The organism is Flavobacterium sp. T12S277 (assembly GCF_048514875.1).
Classification (GTDB): Bacteria; Bacteroidota; Bacteroidia; order Flavobacteriales; family Flavobacteriaceae; genus Flavobacterium.
In genome coordinates this window covers 254,008-271,037 of record NZ_JBLYEG010000004.1, presented here as the reverse complement: position 1 = coordinate 271,037, position 17,030 = coordinate 254,008, and the positions used below count along the sequence as shown (strand labels likewise).

The 17,030-nt window shown below is 34.9% G+C and carries 11 protein-coding genes; 5 read left to right on the top strand and 6 right to left on the bottom strand.

The window, feature by feature from the left end:
- Window positions 1-71: 71 nt before the first annotated feature.
- Window positions 72-6,593 carry an MG2 domain-containing protein gene (locus ACN1CN_RS08940; RefSeq protein WP_419135391.1) on the bottom strand — a complete coding sequence of 2,174 codons (6,522 nt, stop codon included), beginning with the start codon at window positions 6,591-6,593 and terminating at the stop codon, window positions 72-74.
- 212 nt (window positions 6,594-6,805) lie between these two features.
- Between ACN1CN_RS08940 and ACN1CN_RS08935 the strand changes: the two genes are divergently transcribed.
- Complete coding sequence (locus ACN1CN_RS08935) at window positions 6,806-8,161, top strand: UDP-N-acetylmuramate--L-alanine ligase (RefSeq protein ID WP_419135390.1); 1,356 nt, start codon at window positions 6,806-6,808, stop codon at window positions 8,159-8,161.
- A 63-nt stretch (window positions 8,162-8,224) separates the two neighbouring features.
- Here the strand turns inward: ACN1CN_RS08935 and ACN1CN_RS08930 are convergent, their stop codons facing one another.
- Window positions 8,225-8,866, bottom strand: a complete 642-nt coding sequence (locus ACN1CN_RS08930; protein WP_419135389.1) for a DUF1287 domain-containing protein — start codon at window positions 8,864-8,866, stop codon at window positions 8,225-8,227.
- A 123-nt stretch (window positions 8,867-8,989) separates the two neighbouring features.
- Between ACN1CN_RS08930 and radC the strand changes: the two genes are divergently transcribed.
- Genes radC through ACN1CN_RS08915 form a run of 3 tightly spaced genes read left to right on the top strand, consistent with a single transcriptional unit; the run spans window position 8,990 to window position 11,166 of the window.
- Entirely contained in the window at window positions 8,990-9,727 is a 738-nt protein-coding gene (gene radC, locus ACN1CN_RS08925; RefSeq protein WP_264525358.1) for a RadC family protein, read from the top strand.
- Between the two features lie 3 nt (window positions 9,728-9,730).
- On the top strand, window positions 9,731-10,417 hold the full coding sequence (locus ACN1CN_RS08920; protein WP_419135388.1) for a YjjG family noncanonical pyrimidine nucleotidase: 687 nt from the start codon (window positions 9,731-9,733) through the stop codon (window positions 10,415-10,417).
- A 2-nt stretch (window positions 10,418-10,419) separates the two neighbouring features.
- A complete protein-coding gene (locus ACN1CN_RS08915; protein WP_419135387.1) occupies window positions 10,420-11,166 on the top strand; it encodes a hypothetical protein in 747 nt (248 codons plus the stop codon).
- Between the two features lie 13 nt (window positions 11,167-11,179).
- Here the strand turns inward: ACN1CN_RS08915 and ACN1CN_RS08910 are convergent, their stop codons facing one another.
- Entirely contained in the window at window positions 11,180-12,457 is a 1,278-nt protein-coding gene (locus tag ACN1CN_RS08910) for a replication-associated recombination protein A (RefSeq protein WP_419135386.1), read from the bottom strand.
- A gap of 218 nt (window positions 12,458-12,675) precedes the next feature.
- Between ACN1CN_RS08910 and ACN1CN_RS08905 the strand changes: the two genes are divergently transcribed.
- Window positions 12,676-13,440, top strand: a complete 765-nt coding sequence (locus ACN1CN_RS08905) for a rhomboid family intramembrane serine protease (protein WP_419135385.1) — start codon at window positions 12,676-12,678, stop codon at window positions 13,438-13,440.
- Window positions 13,441-13,586: 146 nt separating this feature from the next.
- On the opposite strand, the gene rlmB is transcribed toward ACN1CN_RS08905, so the two are convergent.
- The 3 genes from rlmB to ACN1CN_RS08890 all read right to left on the bottom strand — a co-directional run bounded on the left by rlmB (window position 13,587) and on the right by ACN1CN_RS08890 (window position 17,020).
- Entirely contained in the window at window positions 13,587-14,321 is a 735-nt protein-coding gene (gene rlmB / locus ACN1CN_RS08900) for a 23S rRNA (guanosine(2251)-2'-O)-methyltransferase RlmB (protein WP_291285091.1), read from the bottom strand.
- 82 nt (window positions 14,322-14,403) lie between these two features.
- Window positions 14,404-15,285, bottom strand: a complete 882-nt coding sequence (locus ACN1CN_RS08895) for a hypothetical protein (RefSeq protein ID WP_419135384.1) — start codon at window positions 15,283-15,285, stop codon at window positions 14,404-14,406.
- A gap of 19 nt (window positions 15,286-15,304) precedes the next feature.
- On the bottom strand, window positions 15,305-17,020 hold the full coding sequence (locus ACN1CN_RS08890; RefSeq protein WP_264525353.1) for a SusD/RagB family nutrient-binding outer membrane lipoprotein: 1,716 nt from the start codon (window positions 17,018-17,020) through the stop codon (window positions 15,305-15,307).
- Window positions 17,021-17,030 lie beyond the last annotated feature (10 nt).

Here is a 17,030-nt window from a genome sequence, read left to right as displayed (position 1 = left end):
ATTCGTAGCGGAAATTTTTTACAGCATTCTTTTGGAATTGGGGATTTTATTTTTGGAATTTATAAAAGTTGTTAATTCACTTTTATTCTAATTCCGTCGGTATGACTTGTAAATTCTGGTGCATACATACTTTCAATTGTTGTAATTCCGTTAGAGAATTCTCCACTGTTGTTTACGCGAATATCGTATTCTATTACATAAGTTCCTTTATTGATTGCATCAAAGAAGAAATGAGTTGCTGCATCTTTCGTACTCATATAGTACCCCAAATAATCTTTATATTGATACTGAGAAAGCACATTTACAGGTTCAAAACAAGAAGCCCTCATGTCTTTTAAATGAATATATTCTGTGTCTTCTTTTGCAGTAATCATCAATCGTACTGTAACTAAATCTCCGGTTTTTAAAGAGTTTTTAGAACTGATCTTTTCTAATTGGTCTCCTTTTAATGTGCTTTTCTTTAGATATAATTCTTTAGAGACTGACAGGACTGATCCTGAATTGGTTTGAATTTTATCCAAATCTTCAAAATACTGCCAATAAACACCTCCAAAACCAGGAACTTTAGATTTGTTTTGAATACTGATCGAAGCCATTTCTTTTTTAACTTCATCGGCCTTCCAGCTTAGTTTAATATAACCGGTTTCAGCTTCTTTTTCATTTTCAGTCAGTTTTTTAGTTAGAATTTTTTCATCTCCAATTTTAATAACGGTATTGTCTTTCACACTTAACCAGTCATTTCCTTGCATCAATAAAGCATAAATAGCTTCGGTAGTAGATTTAGTCGTTGGCCAATTTTTGGTTTGTTTGTTTTTTAATAACCATACTTTCATTGCATCAACAGATTTGGTATCGTTATTCACTTCGTCGAAAGCCTCAATTAATAAAGCCTGAGTTTCTATTGGCGCCTGATACCAATACCAGCCCGATTTATTGGCGATCCAGTACATTCCTAAATCTTCGTTGTTTGATGACGTTTCTTTTAAGCTTTCTATGATTTTTTTAGCGGTTTCTTTTTCGCCAAAACGATTCAAAGTTAAAGCAGCTAATCCTTTTTCGTAGAGAGAATAGTTTAGCCAATCTTTTTTAGCCGTTTCTAAATAAAGTTTGGTGGCTTTTTTTAAAGTGTCTGAAAGCGGATATTTCTCTAAATAAAAACTTCTGGTATATAAATAATGCAGATCAGAATAAGGATTGATCCAAATTAGTTTCTCTACAGTTTTTAGACCTTTGGTTCTGTTTTTATAGTATTCTAAAAATTTAGTGTCTAAAAACGGAATACCGGTTTTTGCAATTTGGTCTATTTTATTGTTATCACTGCTTTTAGTTAATTTTGATAAATGACCCAACCCAGCCAGAATATGTCGGGTAATGTATTCATTTTCATTGCCTCCTTCAAACCATGAAAATCCTCCTGATGATTTTTGCTTTTGTTTTAATTTTTCGAAAGTAGTTTCCTGTGAAGTTTTCATTTTCTCCAGATCAAACAAAAGTGCCAGATTCTTTTTCTTTTCGTCTTCGCTTTGCGCATCATTCAGCCACGGAGTTTCCGCAAGAATAATCGATTTTAACTCTTCATTTTCTTCTAGTTTAGACGTTAGTTTTCCATTTTTTCTCCAATTTTCAAAAACAGTTGCAATCTTCGGATTATTTGAAATAATCTCCGAAGCTAAAGCATTGGCATAAAAACGGGCAAAAGTTTGTTCCGCACATTCATGCTCGTATTCCATTAAATAAGGCAAAGACTGAATGGCTATCCAGGATGGATTCGAAGTATATTCGAATGTAAATTGGTGATTCTTTAAAGTTGTTGAATTGTTGTTTTTTAGATTATTAAAGGTGTAGGCTTTGGTTGAGTTTTCACGAACCCAGATAGGAATACTTTCTGTAACAAGCATATTGTTTGTCAAAACCGGAAGTATGTTTTCCTCTCCATCGGAAAAATTGCCTGATTTAGCCAGAATCTTATATTGTAAACCCTGCAAACCTTCCGGTATTGAAACGGTCCAGGTTACGGTTGTGTTTCCGAAAGCACCAACAGTAAAGTTTCTGATGTTTTTTGCATTGAGCATTTTAGCGTCGATGGGCTGCAGGGTTGCAGCATCAAAGAACTGTAAAACGGCAATTCCGGTTTTAGCTTCGTTGGTAATATTCGAGATCTTGGCATGGATTACAACCGCGTCTTTTTCTCTAAAGAAACGTGGGAAATTTGGTAAAAGCATTAATTCTTTTTGAGTCACAACACTTTTCTCCAGATAACCAGAAACAGCATCTTTGTTATGTGCCAATAAACGAAGTTTCCAAGTCGTTAAAGCTTCGGGAGAGCTAAAGTTAAAACTCACTTTTCCGTTAGCATCTGTTCTTAAATTAGGTAGGAAAAAAGCAGTTTCAGATAAATTTTTTCTGGCTTTTACTTGTGTTAAGGCTTCTAAGGCTTTTTTGGTTGTAATGATTATGGCTCCGTTTGCACCTTTACTTCCGTAAAGTGCTGAGGCTTTGTCGGCTTTTAATGTGTCAATTGAAATTATTTCCGAGGGGTTCAGATTTTTTAAAGTTTCTTCATTAGAAATTTCTCCATCAACTATAATTAGTGGATGTGTTGCAGCATTAGAAGCTGTACCACGAATCACTATTGTATCTGAATCGGTTTTGGTAATCTCCAGGCCGCTTACTATTCCTGAAAGCATTGTAGCCGGTGCGCCATTTACAGCAGCGCCTTCTGATATAGACTCAGCGCTTACTTTTCTAACGGCATAAGAAAGTGATTTTTGTTTTTTTTGTATTCCATAAGCAGTTACAACAACTTCGCTTAAGGCACTTGAATCCTCAACTAAAATAATATCTATATTCTTTTTATTTTCAACAAATACAGTTTTGTTTTTGAAACCAAGATAGCTGAATACAATTTCTTCATTTTCGGCGGCTTCAATTTCATAATAACCATCAAAATCACTCTGTGCTATTCTTTTTGTTCCATTGATGATAATAGAAACTCCGGGCAAAGGAAGTCCTGAAATCTCGGTAATCACGCCTGAAATCATTTTTGCATTCAGAGGCTTTTTTGTCTTTTTAGAAAGTTGTCTCTGATACTCTCTTTGCAGCTGCAAATTGTTGTTTTGGTTCGCAAAATCAAATCCAAACCATATTAGTTTGGTGGTTTCGTTATAGAGTTCTACACGATTTAGAGGTGGATTAAGATTAATAATCGATGTTGAAGTCTTTTCAAAACCTAGAGCTGTTTTGGTATTGTTTTGATTATAGTTGTAATCATAAATAGCCAGATTAGACCAATCTTTTTGGGTAAACTGATCCAGGGAACTGTCATACATCGAAGCCAAAATTTCAGCTTCTTTTTTTGCGTTAATGGATTTTAGCTTAAAAGACCAATTTTCACTGCTTCCAGGCTGTATTTTATTTCTAAAGGTTTCAACATTAAATTCCAATTTTGAGATGGGTTCTTTTAATGTTACATCTATTTGATTGCTAAAAGTTTCATTTTCAAAAACACTTTGAAATCCAATCTTTATACTTTTTTCAAATTCATTTTTTAAAGGAATTTTAATTATAGTCTCATTGTTCTGAAGATGATAGGTTTCTTCAAAAAAGATTTTACTGTTATAACTCCCGGTTGCAATGATGTAAAGTTCCGGTATAACAGACGTTAATTTGATTAATGCAAAACCGTCTTTTTTAGCGTCGCGATTGACCTGTTCGAAAGTAAAAAGTTTACTTGGATTGAACCTGTCTTTGCTTTGCTTAATGTCAAAAGGGGCGATGCTTTGAATAGTATTGTTATAACGGTCTTTTGCAGAGAATACAATTTTGTATTTTCCGGATTTGTAATTTGTAATAAAATCCAGAACTATTTTTTTGTCCTTTTCAGTATCAACTTTTTTTGAATAAACCAGAACTTCAGTTTTTTCATTTGTTATGTCACTTTTGTTTTGTTCGTATGGAAATAACTTTTCAAATTCTTCATTACTGATGGTTTCAATTTCAGGCTTACTCCATACACTTTGTTTGAATTTGCTTGAAAACGGACTAATAAAGTAGATTTTAACTTCACCTTTAGCAGCTAAGAATTCTCCATTTAAATTAGTACTTTCCAGTTTAACTTCATTTTTGTCTTTGGTTCTAATTTCAGGGGCGATAAGGGTCTGTAGAACCAAATCGTGATAGCCGACTTTTACGGTAGTTTCAGTTTCATGTGTCTCACCATTTATATCGGTGACAGAAGCTTTAATGCGATAATTAAAAACAGGCAATTGCTCTTTGTTGCTGTTTTTAGAAGGAACTGCGACAAAATCAATAATAAATTTACCCGAGGCATCGGTTTTTGTCTCCCCAGTTGAAATAGTTTCAGTTAGTTCGTTACTGTAATGATTTCTGTAATAATCGACATAACGAGTTACTGAATACGTAACTTTCGCGTCAGAAATCATACTCCCGGCAAATGCTTTTGCACTACCTTTTACTTGAATAGACTGATTGATTTGAAAGGTCTCTTTTTTGGGTTCAAAAGTGACTTCAAATTTTGGACGTTTGTATTCTTCTACTCTAAAATCAGTTTGAGAATTTTCAAAGTTGACATGATCCCAGAAAGGATGATCCCCATTTTCTTTGTCATAGATAATGTCTTTTTCATAATCATTTACGTCATCAGCTTTCATCGTAAAATTGCCTGTTAATCCGGTTTTAGGCAAGACAAATTCGCCCGAAAAAGAGCCAAACTCATTTGTTACTACTTCGAACTCTTTGATCTCATTATAATCAGGATCTTCAATACTGATGTTAAAAGAGGTGTGAGGCACAATACTAGTGATGTTTTGTTTTTTCTGGATTGCAATTCCTTTGTAATAAACAGTTTGCCCGGGACGATAAATTGCGCGGTCTAAATAAAATTCGACTTTCCCTTTAAAGTCATTGTTGTCAGTAGTGTCAGTAGGATCATATTCGCTGCTATAAAAAAGATAGTTTTTATAAACAGAGACAGTATCGTTTGCGGTGGAAATTTGAATTGCTTCATTGTTATAAGTATATTTTTTTTCCTTATAAACTGCAATTCCCTTTTTATTTGTTACAAGGTTAAGGTAAGTCGACTTAAGAATTGCGTTGGGTATCGGTTTTCCCGTTTTTCGATCCAGAACCTGATAAGTTTCTTTAGCATCACCCTGAGAAGCTAAAGCCATTATATTTGTGGTAGTGATGGTTTCATATGCAAAGGCTTTCTTATCCTTTTCATCTGAATCACTTTCAAAGCAAACTAAATAAGATCCCGTTTTTAAATTTGGTAGCAGAACCTCGGTCGTATACTCGAAAAAGTCTTTTTTATTTGTGAGCGGATAGTTTTTTCTTAGAATAGGCTGTGCTTTTTTAATTATAGCCTTGGTTAAACTATCTTTTTTAGAAAACAGGGTTCTAAATTCAGCAAGTTGTTTTTGATTGATTTTAAAGAAGGAAATTGTTAAATGATCTAGGTTTTTGTATCGAATAAAAGCTCTGGTATTTTCGTCAGTATAGGTGTATTTTTGAAGTTGTACATTTAATGATTTGGAAATAATGTTTTCTTTCTTCTGGTGGGCTAATTTATAGGCATTAGATCTATTGCTGATCTTTAGGATACTATCTAGAGTCGTAATGGCTTTTATATTGTAATCAGGATGAATGTCTTTTGATGCCTGACTACTTAAAATGAAAGCTTTTTCTAATTGAATTTTCTGAATTAGAAGCTCGTCTTTGATGTCTTTTTGAAATTGAACTAAATAGCTAAAATAGCTATCGTTTGCTAATGATAATTTTGTTTTGCAAAATTGTATGCGATCCCATTCATTTTCTTTTGTTGGATTTGTACTTTCTCGTCTTTGATACAGCGATAATGATTGTCGTAGATTTTCATTGGTGATAAAATCCAGATTCAGTTTTATGAAATCCGCGGAATTTCCGAAAAGAACTTTTTCATAAGATTCAAAATCACTTTTTTGAATTTCCCAGTTGCTGATTTTGGAATTGTATATTATGATATTTTCATTAATTATATAATCGAACAAGCTTTGATTTTTAAAATTTCCCAAAGTTGGGTAATCAAAAATAAGGTCATATTTTGCCAATAAAGTATTCTTCAAAACAGTTTCGTTCTCAAGAGATTGTTTTAAAGAAAGGTTTATCTGATCAGTAAAATTGAGTGTAGTCCAGGTTAAGAAATTAGTATCCGGTACTGTGGTATTAGTTCTTCTTTGGATAGAATATTTGTTTTGATTGTAATAATCATTTAAACACTTCGCGTAAATCAAATTCAAAATTGCTTTTGAAGGAATCGAAACGCGATCGATATCTGTTTTAAGATTGTTTAGTATTTTAGTTTGTGCATTTTCATCAATAATCTGTAAGTATTTTGATTGATAGAAGAAGCATTTTAGCATTTGAACTTCATCTTTTCTTGCGATCGCTTTTTTGTAAATTTTGCTTACAACTTCATTAGCTGATTTAACTTTTCCATCATTTTCGTATGCAACAACTTCATCCCATTTTTTATCTGTTCTTTGCGCAAATAGTGCTGTGGATAACAGTAAGAAAACAAATAGTATATTTTTCATAAGTTAGTTTTAATAAAGAGAGTGTTATTTTTCACTAAAGGTTGGGAGAGTACTCAAATAAATTTTGTACAAATTACTAATTTATCCCTAAAAGCAAATGAGACATTTTATAATTCCTTATTTTTGAAAAATAATTAACCGATTTAAGCGTTGAATTCTATTTTCGTTTTATCGAATAAACGGTTCAACAAACAAACGATTTAACGTATTCAATGAAAACACATTTCATCGCCATAGGCGGAAGCGCCATGCATAATTTAGCACTTGCATTGCACAATAAAGGATATCAGGTTACAGGAAGTGATGATGCTATTTTTGAACCTTCAAAATCAAGATTGGAAAAAAAGGGAATTTTACCGGCTGAACTGGGCTGGTTTCCTGAAAAAATCACTGCTGATATTGATGCCATAATTCTCGGGATGCATGCAAAAGCAGATAATCCGGAATTGTTAAAAGCGCAGGAGTTAGGTTTGAAAATTTATTCTTATCCGGAATTTTTGTACGAGCAGTCTAAGAACAAAACCCGTGTGGTAATAGGAGGTTCTCATGGAAAAACAACAATAACTTCGATGATTTTGCACGTAATGCATTATCACAATATCGAAGTAGATTATATGGTTGGAGCGCAATTAGAAGGTTTTGATACGATGGTGCATCTTACCGAAGAGAATGATTTCATGGTTTTGGAAGGGGATGAGTATTTATCTTCTCCAATAGACAGACGTCCTAAATTTCATTTGTACCAACCCAATATTGCTTTGATTTCCGGAATTGCCTGGGATCATATCAATGTGTTTCCAACGTATGAGAACTATGTTGAGCAATTCGAAATTTTTATCGGAAAAATTACTAATGGAGGTATTTTGGTTTACAACGAAAATGATCCGGAAGTAAAACGTGTTGCGGAAGCTGCTACAAACCCAATTCGAAAATTAGCCTATTCCACTCCTAAGTATACCGTAAGTGATGGAGTAACGTTATTAGAAACTCCCGAAGGCGATATGCCAATTGAAGTTTTTGGGGCGCATAATCTAAACAATCTGGCCGGAGCCAAATGGATTTGCCAGAATATGGGCGTTGACGAAGCCGATTTTTATGAAGCAATTGCCAGTTTTAAAGGAGCTTCAAAACGATTGGAAAAAATTGCGGAAGGAAAAGGAAAAGTAGCGTACAAAGATTTTGCACATTCCCCAAGTAAAGTAGCTGCAACGACAAAAGCCGTAAAAGAGCAATATCCGAACAGAACTCTAATAGCTTGTTTGGAATTGCATACCTATAGCAGTTTGAATGCAGCCTTTTTAAAAGAATACGAAGGAGCCCTTGAGTATGCTGATGTCGCAGTAGTATTCTATTCGCCAGATGCCGTAAAAATTAAACAATTGGAAGAAGTAACCTACGAGCAAATTGCAAGTTCTTTTAACCGCGAAGATTTAATTATTTATACAAATCCTGCTGAGTTCAAAGAATACCTCTTCAATTTGAATCTTGAAAATTCGGCATTATTGCTGATGAGTTCCGGAAATTACGGAGGTTTGAATTTTGATGATGTAAAAGGATTGATTAATTAGTCAATTTGAAAATTAGATAATGTGCCAATTGCAGTTTTGCAGTTGGCATTTTTTTTGGAATTTCTAATTTGGAATTTCTTTTACATACTTATAATGTCCGGTAATTTTATACTGAAACAAACAGTCCTCAAGAACTTGTCCGTTGCCGATGTTGTGTACAATTAAGTTTCGTTTTCCGTCGGCGGATTTTTTGGATGTGACAATTCCAATATGGTCCAGTTTGTCATTAATCAGCCAGGTAACAATTTCGCCTGTTTTATAATTATTTGCATTTTGAGTTACAGGAAGTTTTTTTCCTTTTCTTTCAAAGAAAACGGCCAAATTAGGAACTCTGCGATGGTCTATATTAGTATCGGTTGAAGTCAGTCCCCATTTTTGTAAAGACGGATAAACAGAGAAATTTGCAGCCATATCTTCATGTACTTCTTTCTGTAAGTCAATATTTAGTTTTCGATAAGATCGAATTACAACATCAGTGCAGACTCCTTTGTTTGAAGGGATGTCTCCGTTAGGATAAGCTATTGAAAAGTAAGCAGGGTCGTAATCTATGGAGGGATCAATAATTAGTAATGCCGCATTGGATAGTTTTTCGGGAAAAGTTTTTGCAATACCGGATGATAAGCTTTCTGCAACAGCAGTTTTACCCTCTTTTTGATTACAGGAGAGCAGAAGAAGGAAGAGGAGAAAAGCACTTATTATTTTCATGTAGTTAAGGTAAGGCATTTTGATGGGCTATTATATAGTTGAAATAATTAATTTGAGATTAATATTGTTTTTGTTGAAAGATTTTTCTTATTTTTAGATATTAACTTCTAAGAGTATTGTAAAATGAGAGCAAGTTTAAAAGTTGTAAAAACAACAAGTGAAACCCCGGATTTTTTGGCAACTTATTTTTCTATAAGAGATTGGTCTGAAGAAGATCGTCCCCGCGAGAAGTTGATCCTTAAAGGTAAAGAAGCCTTGAGTGATGCCGAATTAATTGCACTGTTAATTCGCTCAGGTAGCCGAAATGAATCGGCAGTACATCTGAGTCGAAAGATTCTATTGAGTGTTGATAATCTCAATGCTTTAGGCAAACTATCGATTACGCAGTTGCTAAAATACAAAGGAATAGGGGAGGCTAAGGCTATTGCAATTATTGCTGCTTTGGAGTTAGGACGCCGCCGAAGATCGGAGGATGTCGCTGAGTTTGCTAAAATCACTTCGAGTAAAACGGTTTTTGATATTATGCAGCCCTTAATCGGAGAATTGCCACACGAAGAGTTTTGGGTACTTTTTCTGAATAATTCGAATAAAGTAATTTCTAAATCCCAGTTAAGTAAAGGTGGAATTACCGGAGCCACTGTCGATGTGCGCATTGTTTTTAAATTAGCGCTTGAAATCGGGGCTACCGGTTTGATTTTGTGTCACAATCATCCATCGGGAAGTTTGCAGCCTAGTGAGGCAGACAAAATGCTTACAAAAAAAATAAAGTTAGCCGGTGACAGCTTAGATGTTAAAGTTTTGGATCATTTGATTATAACTGAAACAAAATATTATAGTTTTGTAGATCAAGGAATTTTATAAATTATGAATACCACTATTACCGATGTCTTTTTTGACTTAGACCACACACTTTGGGATTTTGACAAGAATTCAGAAATGGCTTTTGATCGAATTTTTAAAAGTAAATACCCCGAAATTCAAACACAGAATTTTATTGAGAAATATGCTCCAATAAATCAGGAATGCTGGAAATTGTATCAAAACGATAAAATAACACATCTGGAGCTGCGTTACAATAGATTAAAGTTTTCTTTTGATGCTTTAAATTATGTCATTTCAGATGAAAGCATCAATGAAATTGCCAATGATTATATTGAGTTTTTAACCGATAACAATCATCTTTTCGAAGGAGCGATTGAAGTTTTAGAGTATCTGAAACCAAAATACAGACTGCATATTATCACCAACGGTTTTGCAAATGTTCAGGATAAGAAAATTAATAATGCGGCACTTTCAGGTTATTTTGAAACCATAATAAATTCTGAACTAGCAGGTGTTAAAAAACCAAATAGTATTATCTTTGATTATGCGATAAACATTGCAAAAGCATCGAAAGAAAGTAGTGTTATGATTGGTGATTGTCTGGATGCCGATGTCAATGGAGCATTAAATGCTGGTCTGGATGCTATTTTTTTTAATGAAAAAAGAATCGAAGCTCCGCAAAATATCAAACAAGTAAACCATTTATTAGAACTTAAAAAATATTTATAATTATGAGAATAAAATTTTTGTTGCTTGCATTCCTTACATCAATTATCGGGTTTTCGCAATCGGTTAATGATTACAAAGCTGTTATTGTACCGCTAAAATATGATTTTCTTAAAACAGAAAACCAATACAGAACGTCAACAATGACAAAAGCTAATTTAAACAAAGCAGGTTTTCAGGCTTTTTATGCCAACGAGATACTTCCGGAAGGTTTTGGTGATCGTTGTGATCTTTTGTATGCTGATGTTAAGAAAGAAAGTGGTTTTTTAATCACTAAGCTTTTTGTGGAATTTAAAGATTGTTATGGCAAAGTAATTTTCACATCAGCAATAGGAAAAAGTAAAGAAAAGGAGTATGAAGTGGCTTATAGAGAATGTCTTGATCTTGCTTTTGTTTCGGTTACTGCTTTGCGTTACAAATACAACGGTAAAAGCGCCAATACAGTAAAAACCTCAGTTGCAGCTACTCCTCTAACAGCATCAACTGTTGCGGCGAAAGTTGTCGAAGCAACTCCGGTAGCCGATACTAAAGATCCTAATTTATTGTATGCTCAGCCAACTGAAAATGGTTATCAGTTAATTGATAAAACGCCAAAAGTGGTGATGAAGTTGTTAAAAACATCACGTCCTGACTCTTTTATTGCTATTAAAGATGGTATCCAGGGATCTTTGAATGCAAAAGACAATCAATGGTTTTTTGAATACTATAGAAACGATCAGTTAGTTTCTGAAAAAGTTTCAGTAAAATTCTAAAATAAGAAACGGTTTAATAGCCGTATTTATCTTTCCAACGGTTCTTTAAAAATTCGCGGTTGCTGTTCTCTCTTGAATTGTGCCCCGGATTGTAAAGAACCGTTTCTTTTATGGCATCGGGTAAAAACTCCTGCTCGGCAAAATTATTGGCATAGTCGTGCGAATATTTGTAATCATCGCCATAACCCAGTTCTTTCATCAACTTGGTTGGCGCATTTCTTAAATGAATAGGAACAGGCAAATCACCGGTTTGTTTTACCAATTGCTGTGCGTTGCCGATAGCCATATACGAGGCATTACTTTTAGGAGAAGTAGCCAGATAAATGGCACATTGGCTCAATATAATTCTGCTTTCAGGATATCCAATTGTAGTGACCGCCTGAAAGGTATTGTTGGCCATGATAAAGGCAGTCGGATTTGCATTTCCAATATCCTCGCTGGAGAGAATTAGCATTCTTCGGGCAATAAATTTCACATCTTCACCACCTTCAATCATTCTGGCGAGCCAATAAACAGCGCCATTCGGATCACTGCCACGAATCGATTTTATAAAGGCCGAAACAATATCATAATGCTGTTCTCCGCTTTTGTCATACAATACCGTATTTTGCTGCACTAATTCGAAAACGCGATCGTTGGTAATGATAATCTCATCACCAGCTGAAGCATTAATGACAAGTTCAAAAATATTGAGCAATTTTCGTCCGTCTCCGCCTGAAAGCCTTAACAGTGCCTCGGTTTCCTTTAAGGTAATGTTTTTAGAAGCCAAATAAGTATCCGTTTTCATTGCGCGGTGCAGTAGGGCTTCTAAATCGGCTTTTGTGAAAGCATTGAGTATGTAGACCTGGCAACGTGACAATAATGCAGGAATAACTTCAAAACTGGGGTTTTCTGTCGTCGCGCCAACAAGTGTAATCCAGCCTTTTTCGACAGCAGCCAAAAGTGAATCTTGCTGTGACTTACTGAAACGATGGATCTCGTCAATAAACAAAATAGGATTTTTAGCCGTAAACAGTCCGCCGCTTTGTTTGGCTTTTTCGATCACATCACGAATGTCTTTTACACCTGAATTGATGGCGCTCAGTATATAAAAAGGACGTTTGGATTCCTGTGCAATGATTTGCGCCAAAGTGGTTTTACCAGTACCCGGTGGCCCCCAGAAGATCAATGACGGAATAATTCCTTTCGAAATTTGCTGTGTTAAGGATCCGTTTGGTCCAACCAAATGACTCTGACTGATGTAATCTTCTAAATGTTGTGGGCGAATACGCTCGGCTAAAGGTGCTTCCATTTTGTAAAATTACTATTTTCAGTTTTAATTTTATAGTTTTTAGAAGCTATTCCTGCTGTCCGCTGTATCTTTTGCGTCCGCCGCGGCAGACACAAAAGGATGCCGCTCCCATCAGGGCTAAAATGACATTTAAGAAAGTTCTTGTTAGCTGACAAATTATCAGTAAATTGTAATTGGATAGTTTTTTGATGTCATCATTTAAAATTACCTGAAAAATTATGAACGACAACCATTTTAAATTTACGACTTCAGTTATAGGACTTCCGGTATTTTTTGTTCTTTTTTTGTGGATTGTGTACTGGGTGCAGATCCGCTTTGACTTTGATTTTTATCAATATGGCGTTTATCCCAGGGATTTTTTAGGTCTGCAAGGTGTCTTGTTCAGTCCTTTTATTCATGAAAATTTAAGTCATTTATATAATAATTCTATTCCGCTTTTGGTATTATTGGCAGCATTGCAGTTTTTCTACCCCAAACAATCCTTTGCTGTTGTTGCCTATGGTATTTTGTTTTCGGGATTGATAACGTGGATTATTGGCCGTGAAAATTTTCACATAGGGGCCAGCGGATTGATTTATGTTTTGGTTAGTTTTATTTTCTTTAAAGGAATTCAAACAGGCTATTATCGACTGGTCGCGCTTTCGTTATCTGTGATTTTGCTTTATGGCGGAATGATTTGGTACGTGTTTCCGGAGGTAGATAAAACCATTTCCTGGGAAGGACATTTGGCAGGCTTTATTACCGGATTTGCGATGTCTTTAATTTATAAAACTCCGGAGTACGCAAAACCTATTGTTTATGAATGGCAGAAACCGGATTTTAATCCTGAAGAAGATCCCTTTATGAAACATTTTGATGAAAATGGAAATTTCGTAAATACAGAGATCGTAGAGGAAGAACCGGAGGAATTAATGACTTATTTTAATTCAGATGTTCCGGTTAATTATATTTTGACTAATTCTGAGACAAAGGAAGATAGGTAATGTTTGGCTTAGAATGTTTATTTTACCCGTAGCTTAAGGTTGTAGTTAACAGTACTACAATTAAGCTACAGGTTTTTAGAAAGAATAAGTTATGAGTATTTTTGAAGACCTTAATTTGTCTCATAATTCTCAATTCTTTGTATTATTTAGCTTCTTTGGCGAACAGCCTCATATAGAAATGCACCACAAGCAACAGAAACATTTAAAGATCCAATTGATCCAAACATTGGTAATTTTGCTTTTTCATCTACAATTTTAAGCACAGAAGGATTTATACCTCTGTCTTCAGATCCCATGATGATGGCTACAGGTTCGTTTAGGGTAATGTCGTATATGTTTTGATCTGTTTTTTCAGTTGCCGCCACAGTTTTGATTCCTGATCCCTGAAGATAAAAAATCGCATCTTTGATATGTTCCACTTTACAAATCGGAACATTAAATACCGCTCCTGCCGAAGTTTTAACAGTGTCTCCGTTTACCGGGGCCGAACCTGCTTTTTGTACAATGATTCCGTTTACGCCGGTACATTCAGCAGTCCTGATAATTGCACCAAAATTTCTTGCGTCTGAAATCTGATCTAATATTAAAAATAAAGGTTTTGATCCCGATTCGATTGTTGATTCAACCAAATGTTCTAATTCTATAAAACCAATAGGGGAGATGGTTGCTACCGCTCCCTGATGATTGTTTGGCGTTAAGCGATTGAGTTTTTCTACAGGAACATACGAGAAATTAATGTTAGCGCGTTTCATCACCTTCATTAAATCTTTCATTAATTCTCCGGAAATTTCTTTTTGAATAAATACTTTATCAACTTCTTTTCCTGCCTGAATGGCTTCTATAATGGCTCTAATTCCAAATATTTGATGTTCTTTTTCCATGGGACAAATATAGGTATATTGTTGGTATAAAAAAAAACCACTCTGAGTGAACAGAGTGGTTTCAATATAAAATTTATTTTGATTAAGGAGCTTTAACTAAATTGAATGTATAGTCAGACGATCCGCTAAAACTAATTTTTAAGTTAATGTCTCCGGTACATGAACTAACGTTACCAGTTCCTGTAACAGTGTAAACCTGTCCAGGTCCGTAATTCCATTGCTCATTACTTGTAACGGTAACCGCATTTGTAGCCGGGTTGATAGTACCAATAATATAAGAAGTACTTCCGTTAATCAAATATGGGTTAGCTGTATTCAAAATTCTGAATACATATTTACCATTTGCTGCATTGTAAACTACAGGAACAATATCTCCAATTCCATAATCCTGCCATGTATCAGCGGTAACTTTATAGTTTCCATTGAACTGAGAAGCATCATTTAAAGGACAAAGTGCCGTGTAAGTTTGTTGCACTTTCCATAATGTTGAATTGGCTACGTCAGCTCCGTATGCTGGCTGACCGTTATCGGTAAACATTTTCAAAACACTTCCGTCTTTCAATTTTAAATCAGCAGTGATCACTAATTTATCAAGAAGACCAAAACTTGCAAATGTTGGGAATGCCTTAATAAGGTCTGCTTTAGTATACTTTAATGTTGCCGGGAAAGTGGTCACATTAGCTTGTAATGTTGCTTTTGAAACAACACCGCTTTTAGTAAAATAACCCACTACATCCATAGAGCTAACCTCACCGGTAGAAACTCCTAAAGTTAATCCCAGGTTTAGATCTCCCGCACCTTGCAGTGCTAAAATGTTTATACCCTGATCTGCAGTAGCGATTTTATTTATGTTTGGAGTAGCTCCTTCAACGGCGCCAATTTTTGATGTTCCTCCATCGTCATCACATGAGAACGCTATTAGCAAAAACAGCATTGATGTGAATATTAGTTTTATATTTTTCATTTTATTCGTTTTTTAATGATTAAAGATCCCAAAAGATTTTGTAAGTACCTGGGTTTTTCTGAGCCGGAGCACTTGCATTAGAATTTAATTCTGATTGTGGCCAGTACCATGATACTTGGAAAGGGTTATTTAATACAGTTTGTGAATCATTTAGAGGAAAAGCATCATTGTTGTTCAGCTGATATTCTTTTGTAGTACTTAGCGGGTTTGCTAATACAGGGAAACCAGTTCTTCTGTAATCAATGTATTGATCAGCAGGATCTCCAAAAGTACCTACCCATTTCTGAGTCATAATAATCTCTAATTTTTTTGCAGCATCGCCTGCATTAAATTCAGCTATTACTTTTGTAATGAAGTTATTCACTGCAGTAGAACCTGTAAGAACAGGAATTGTTGCAAGCTGAGGCGATTGGCTTTTAGCTACTACCTGGTCAACTTTAGCAAAACTTGCTGTAACAGCTTGTTGAAGTTTTGTAGCAGCATTTCCGGCTAGTTTTCCTGTTTGTATTAACTCTGCCTGAATGTATAAAAATTCATCATAAGTTAATATTCTGTGTGGCGCTATACCTGTTCCTGATTTTGCAGCTAAAGTTGAAACTGAACCACCTTGTCCGTCATCATATCTACCACCAGAAGGGAAGATACCAGGATAGGTAAAAGTGTTCTCTGCACTTTTATCTCTGTCAGGACCTGTACTCCCAAATCGGATACTAACAAAACCAGTTGATTTATCCCAATAATCTGCACCAGGATTTCCTGTTGTAGTGTTTCCTTGGTCAGGTGGGAATTGGTTTGGTTTTAATTGGTTGTAGTAGTAATATTTCATTCTAGGATCTGGATTCCCGTTATGAATATTAGGGTTTACTCCTTTCAGGATTTCATACATCCATGGACTTTGGTAAGATCCAAATTGTGTACTTTCATAAGATTCGATAAACAACCTGTTTCTTTCGTTTGTTGGCGAAATTATATTGAAACGTGCAAATTGGAAATCATCAGCATTAGAAGAGAAGAAGTTGTCTTCAGCTATTAAAGCGTTAAATCCTGCCTGATCAAAATCAGAAGTTAATCGTGTTTGATTGTATAATTTTAGTTTAAAAGTATTGGCAAATTTTATCCATTTAGTGTTACTTCCACCATAGAATATATCATCACCACCTGGTTTTTTTAAACCGGCATTACTTTTTAAGTTCACTTTTGCAAGATCGATTAATTTAAAAATACTTGCATAGATTTCTTTTTGATTGTCAAATTTAGGCGCAAGGTTACCAGTAGTTAATTTAGTCGCTTCGCTGTACGGAACATCTCCCCACATGTCTACGGCATATGCCATGATATATGCTTTTTGCATTTGAGCAATACCCAAGTATACTAAATCTCCAGATTTAGTAGATTGTTCTATTAGGGTTTCAAGATTAGTCAGACTCAGGTAAACAGCGTTCCAGTCATTATTCATAGGAATATTATCGACTTTTACTCCGTACTGATCTTCTTCCTCTCTGGCTGTCATCTGGTGCGTGTAAACCGCAAGGATATCACCTGTGTTCAAATTGAATTCACCTATTTCAGCAATATCGCTTTGGATTTGAGTTAGTAAATAATTCAATGGAGCAACCGTTGGGTCATCAGTATCTTTATCAACATCTAAATAATTACTGCAGCTACTGAAAAAAGTAGTGAGAGATAATAAAACCAGAGCAGTTTTATTATTTTTTATAGAATTATATAATTTCATGTCGTTTTGT

Coding starts and splice junctions, on each gene's coding strand:
- ACN1CN_RS08910 (WP_419135386.1), bottom strand. CDS start 12,457: ATGGAAGCACCTTTAGCCGAGCGTATTCGCCCACAACATTTAGAAGAT.
- ACN1CN_RS08920 (WP_419135388.1), top strand. CDS start 9,731: ATGAATACCACTATTACCGATGTCTTTTTTGACTTAGACCACACACTT.
- radC (WP_264525358.1), top strand. CDS start 8,990: ATGAGAGCAAGTTTAAAAGTTGTAAAAACAACAAGTGAAACCCCGGAT.
- ACN1CN_RS08940 (WP_419135391.1), bottom strand. CDS start 6,593: ATGAAAAATATACTATTTGTTTTCTTACTGTTATCCACAGCACTATTT.
- ACN1CN_RS08905 (WP_419135385.1), top strand. CDS start 12,676: ATGAACGACAACCATTTTAAATTTACGACTTCAGTTATAGGACTTCCG.
- ACN1CN_RS08935 (WP_419135390.1), top strand. CDS start 6,806: ATGAAAACACATTTCATCGCCATAGGCGGAAGCGCCATGCATAATTTA.
- rlmB (WP_291285091.1), bottom strand. CDS start 14,321: ATGGAAAAAGAACATCAAATATTTGGAATTAGAGCCATTATAGAAGCC.
- ACN1CN_RS08930 (WP_419135389.1), bottom strand. CDS start 8,866: ATGAAAATAATAAGTGCTTTTCTCCTCTTCCTTCTTCTGCTCTCCTGT.
- ACN1CN_RS08895 (WP_419135384.1), bottom strand. CDS start 15,285: ATGAAAAATATAAAACTAATATTCACATCAATGCTGTTTTTGCTAATA.
- ACN1CN_RS08915 (WP_419135387.1), top strand. CDS start 10,420: ATGAGAATAAAATTTTTGTTGCTTGCATTCCTTACATCAATTATCGGG.
- ACN1CN_RS08890 (WP_264525353.1), bottom strand. CDS start 17,020: ATGAAATTATATAATTCTATAAAAAATAATAAAACTGCTCTGGTTTTA.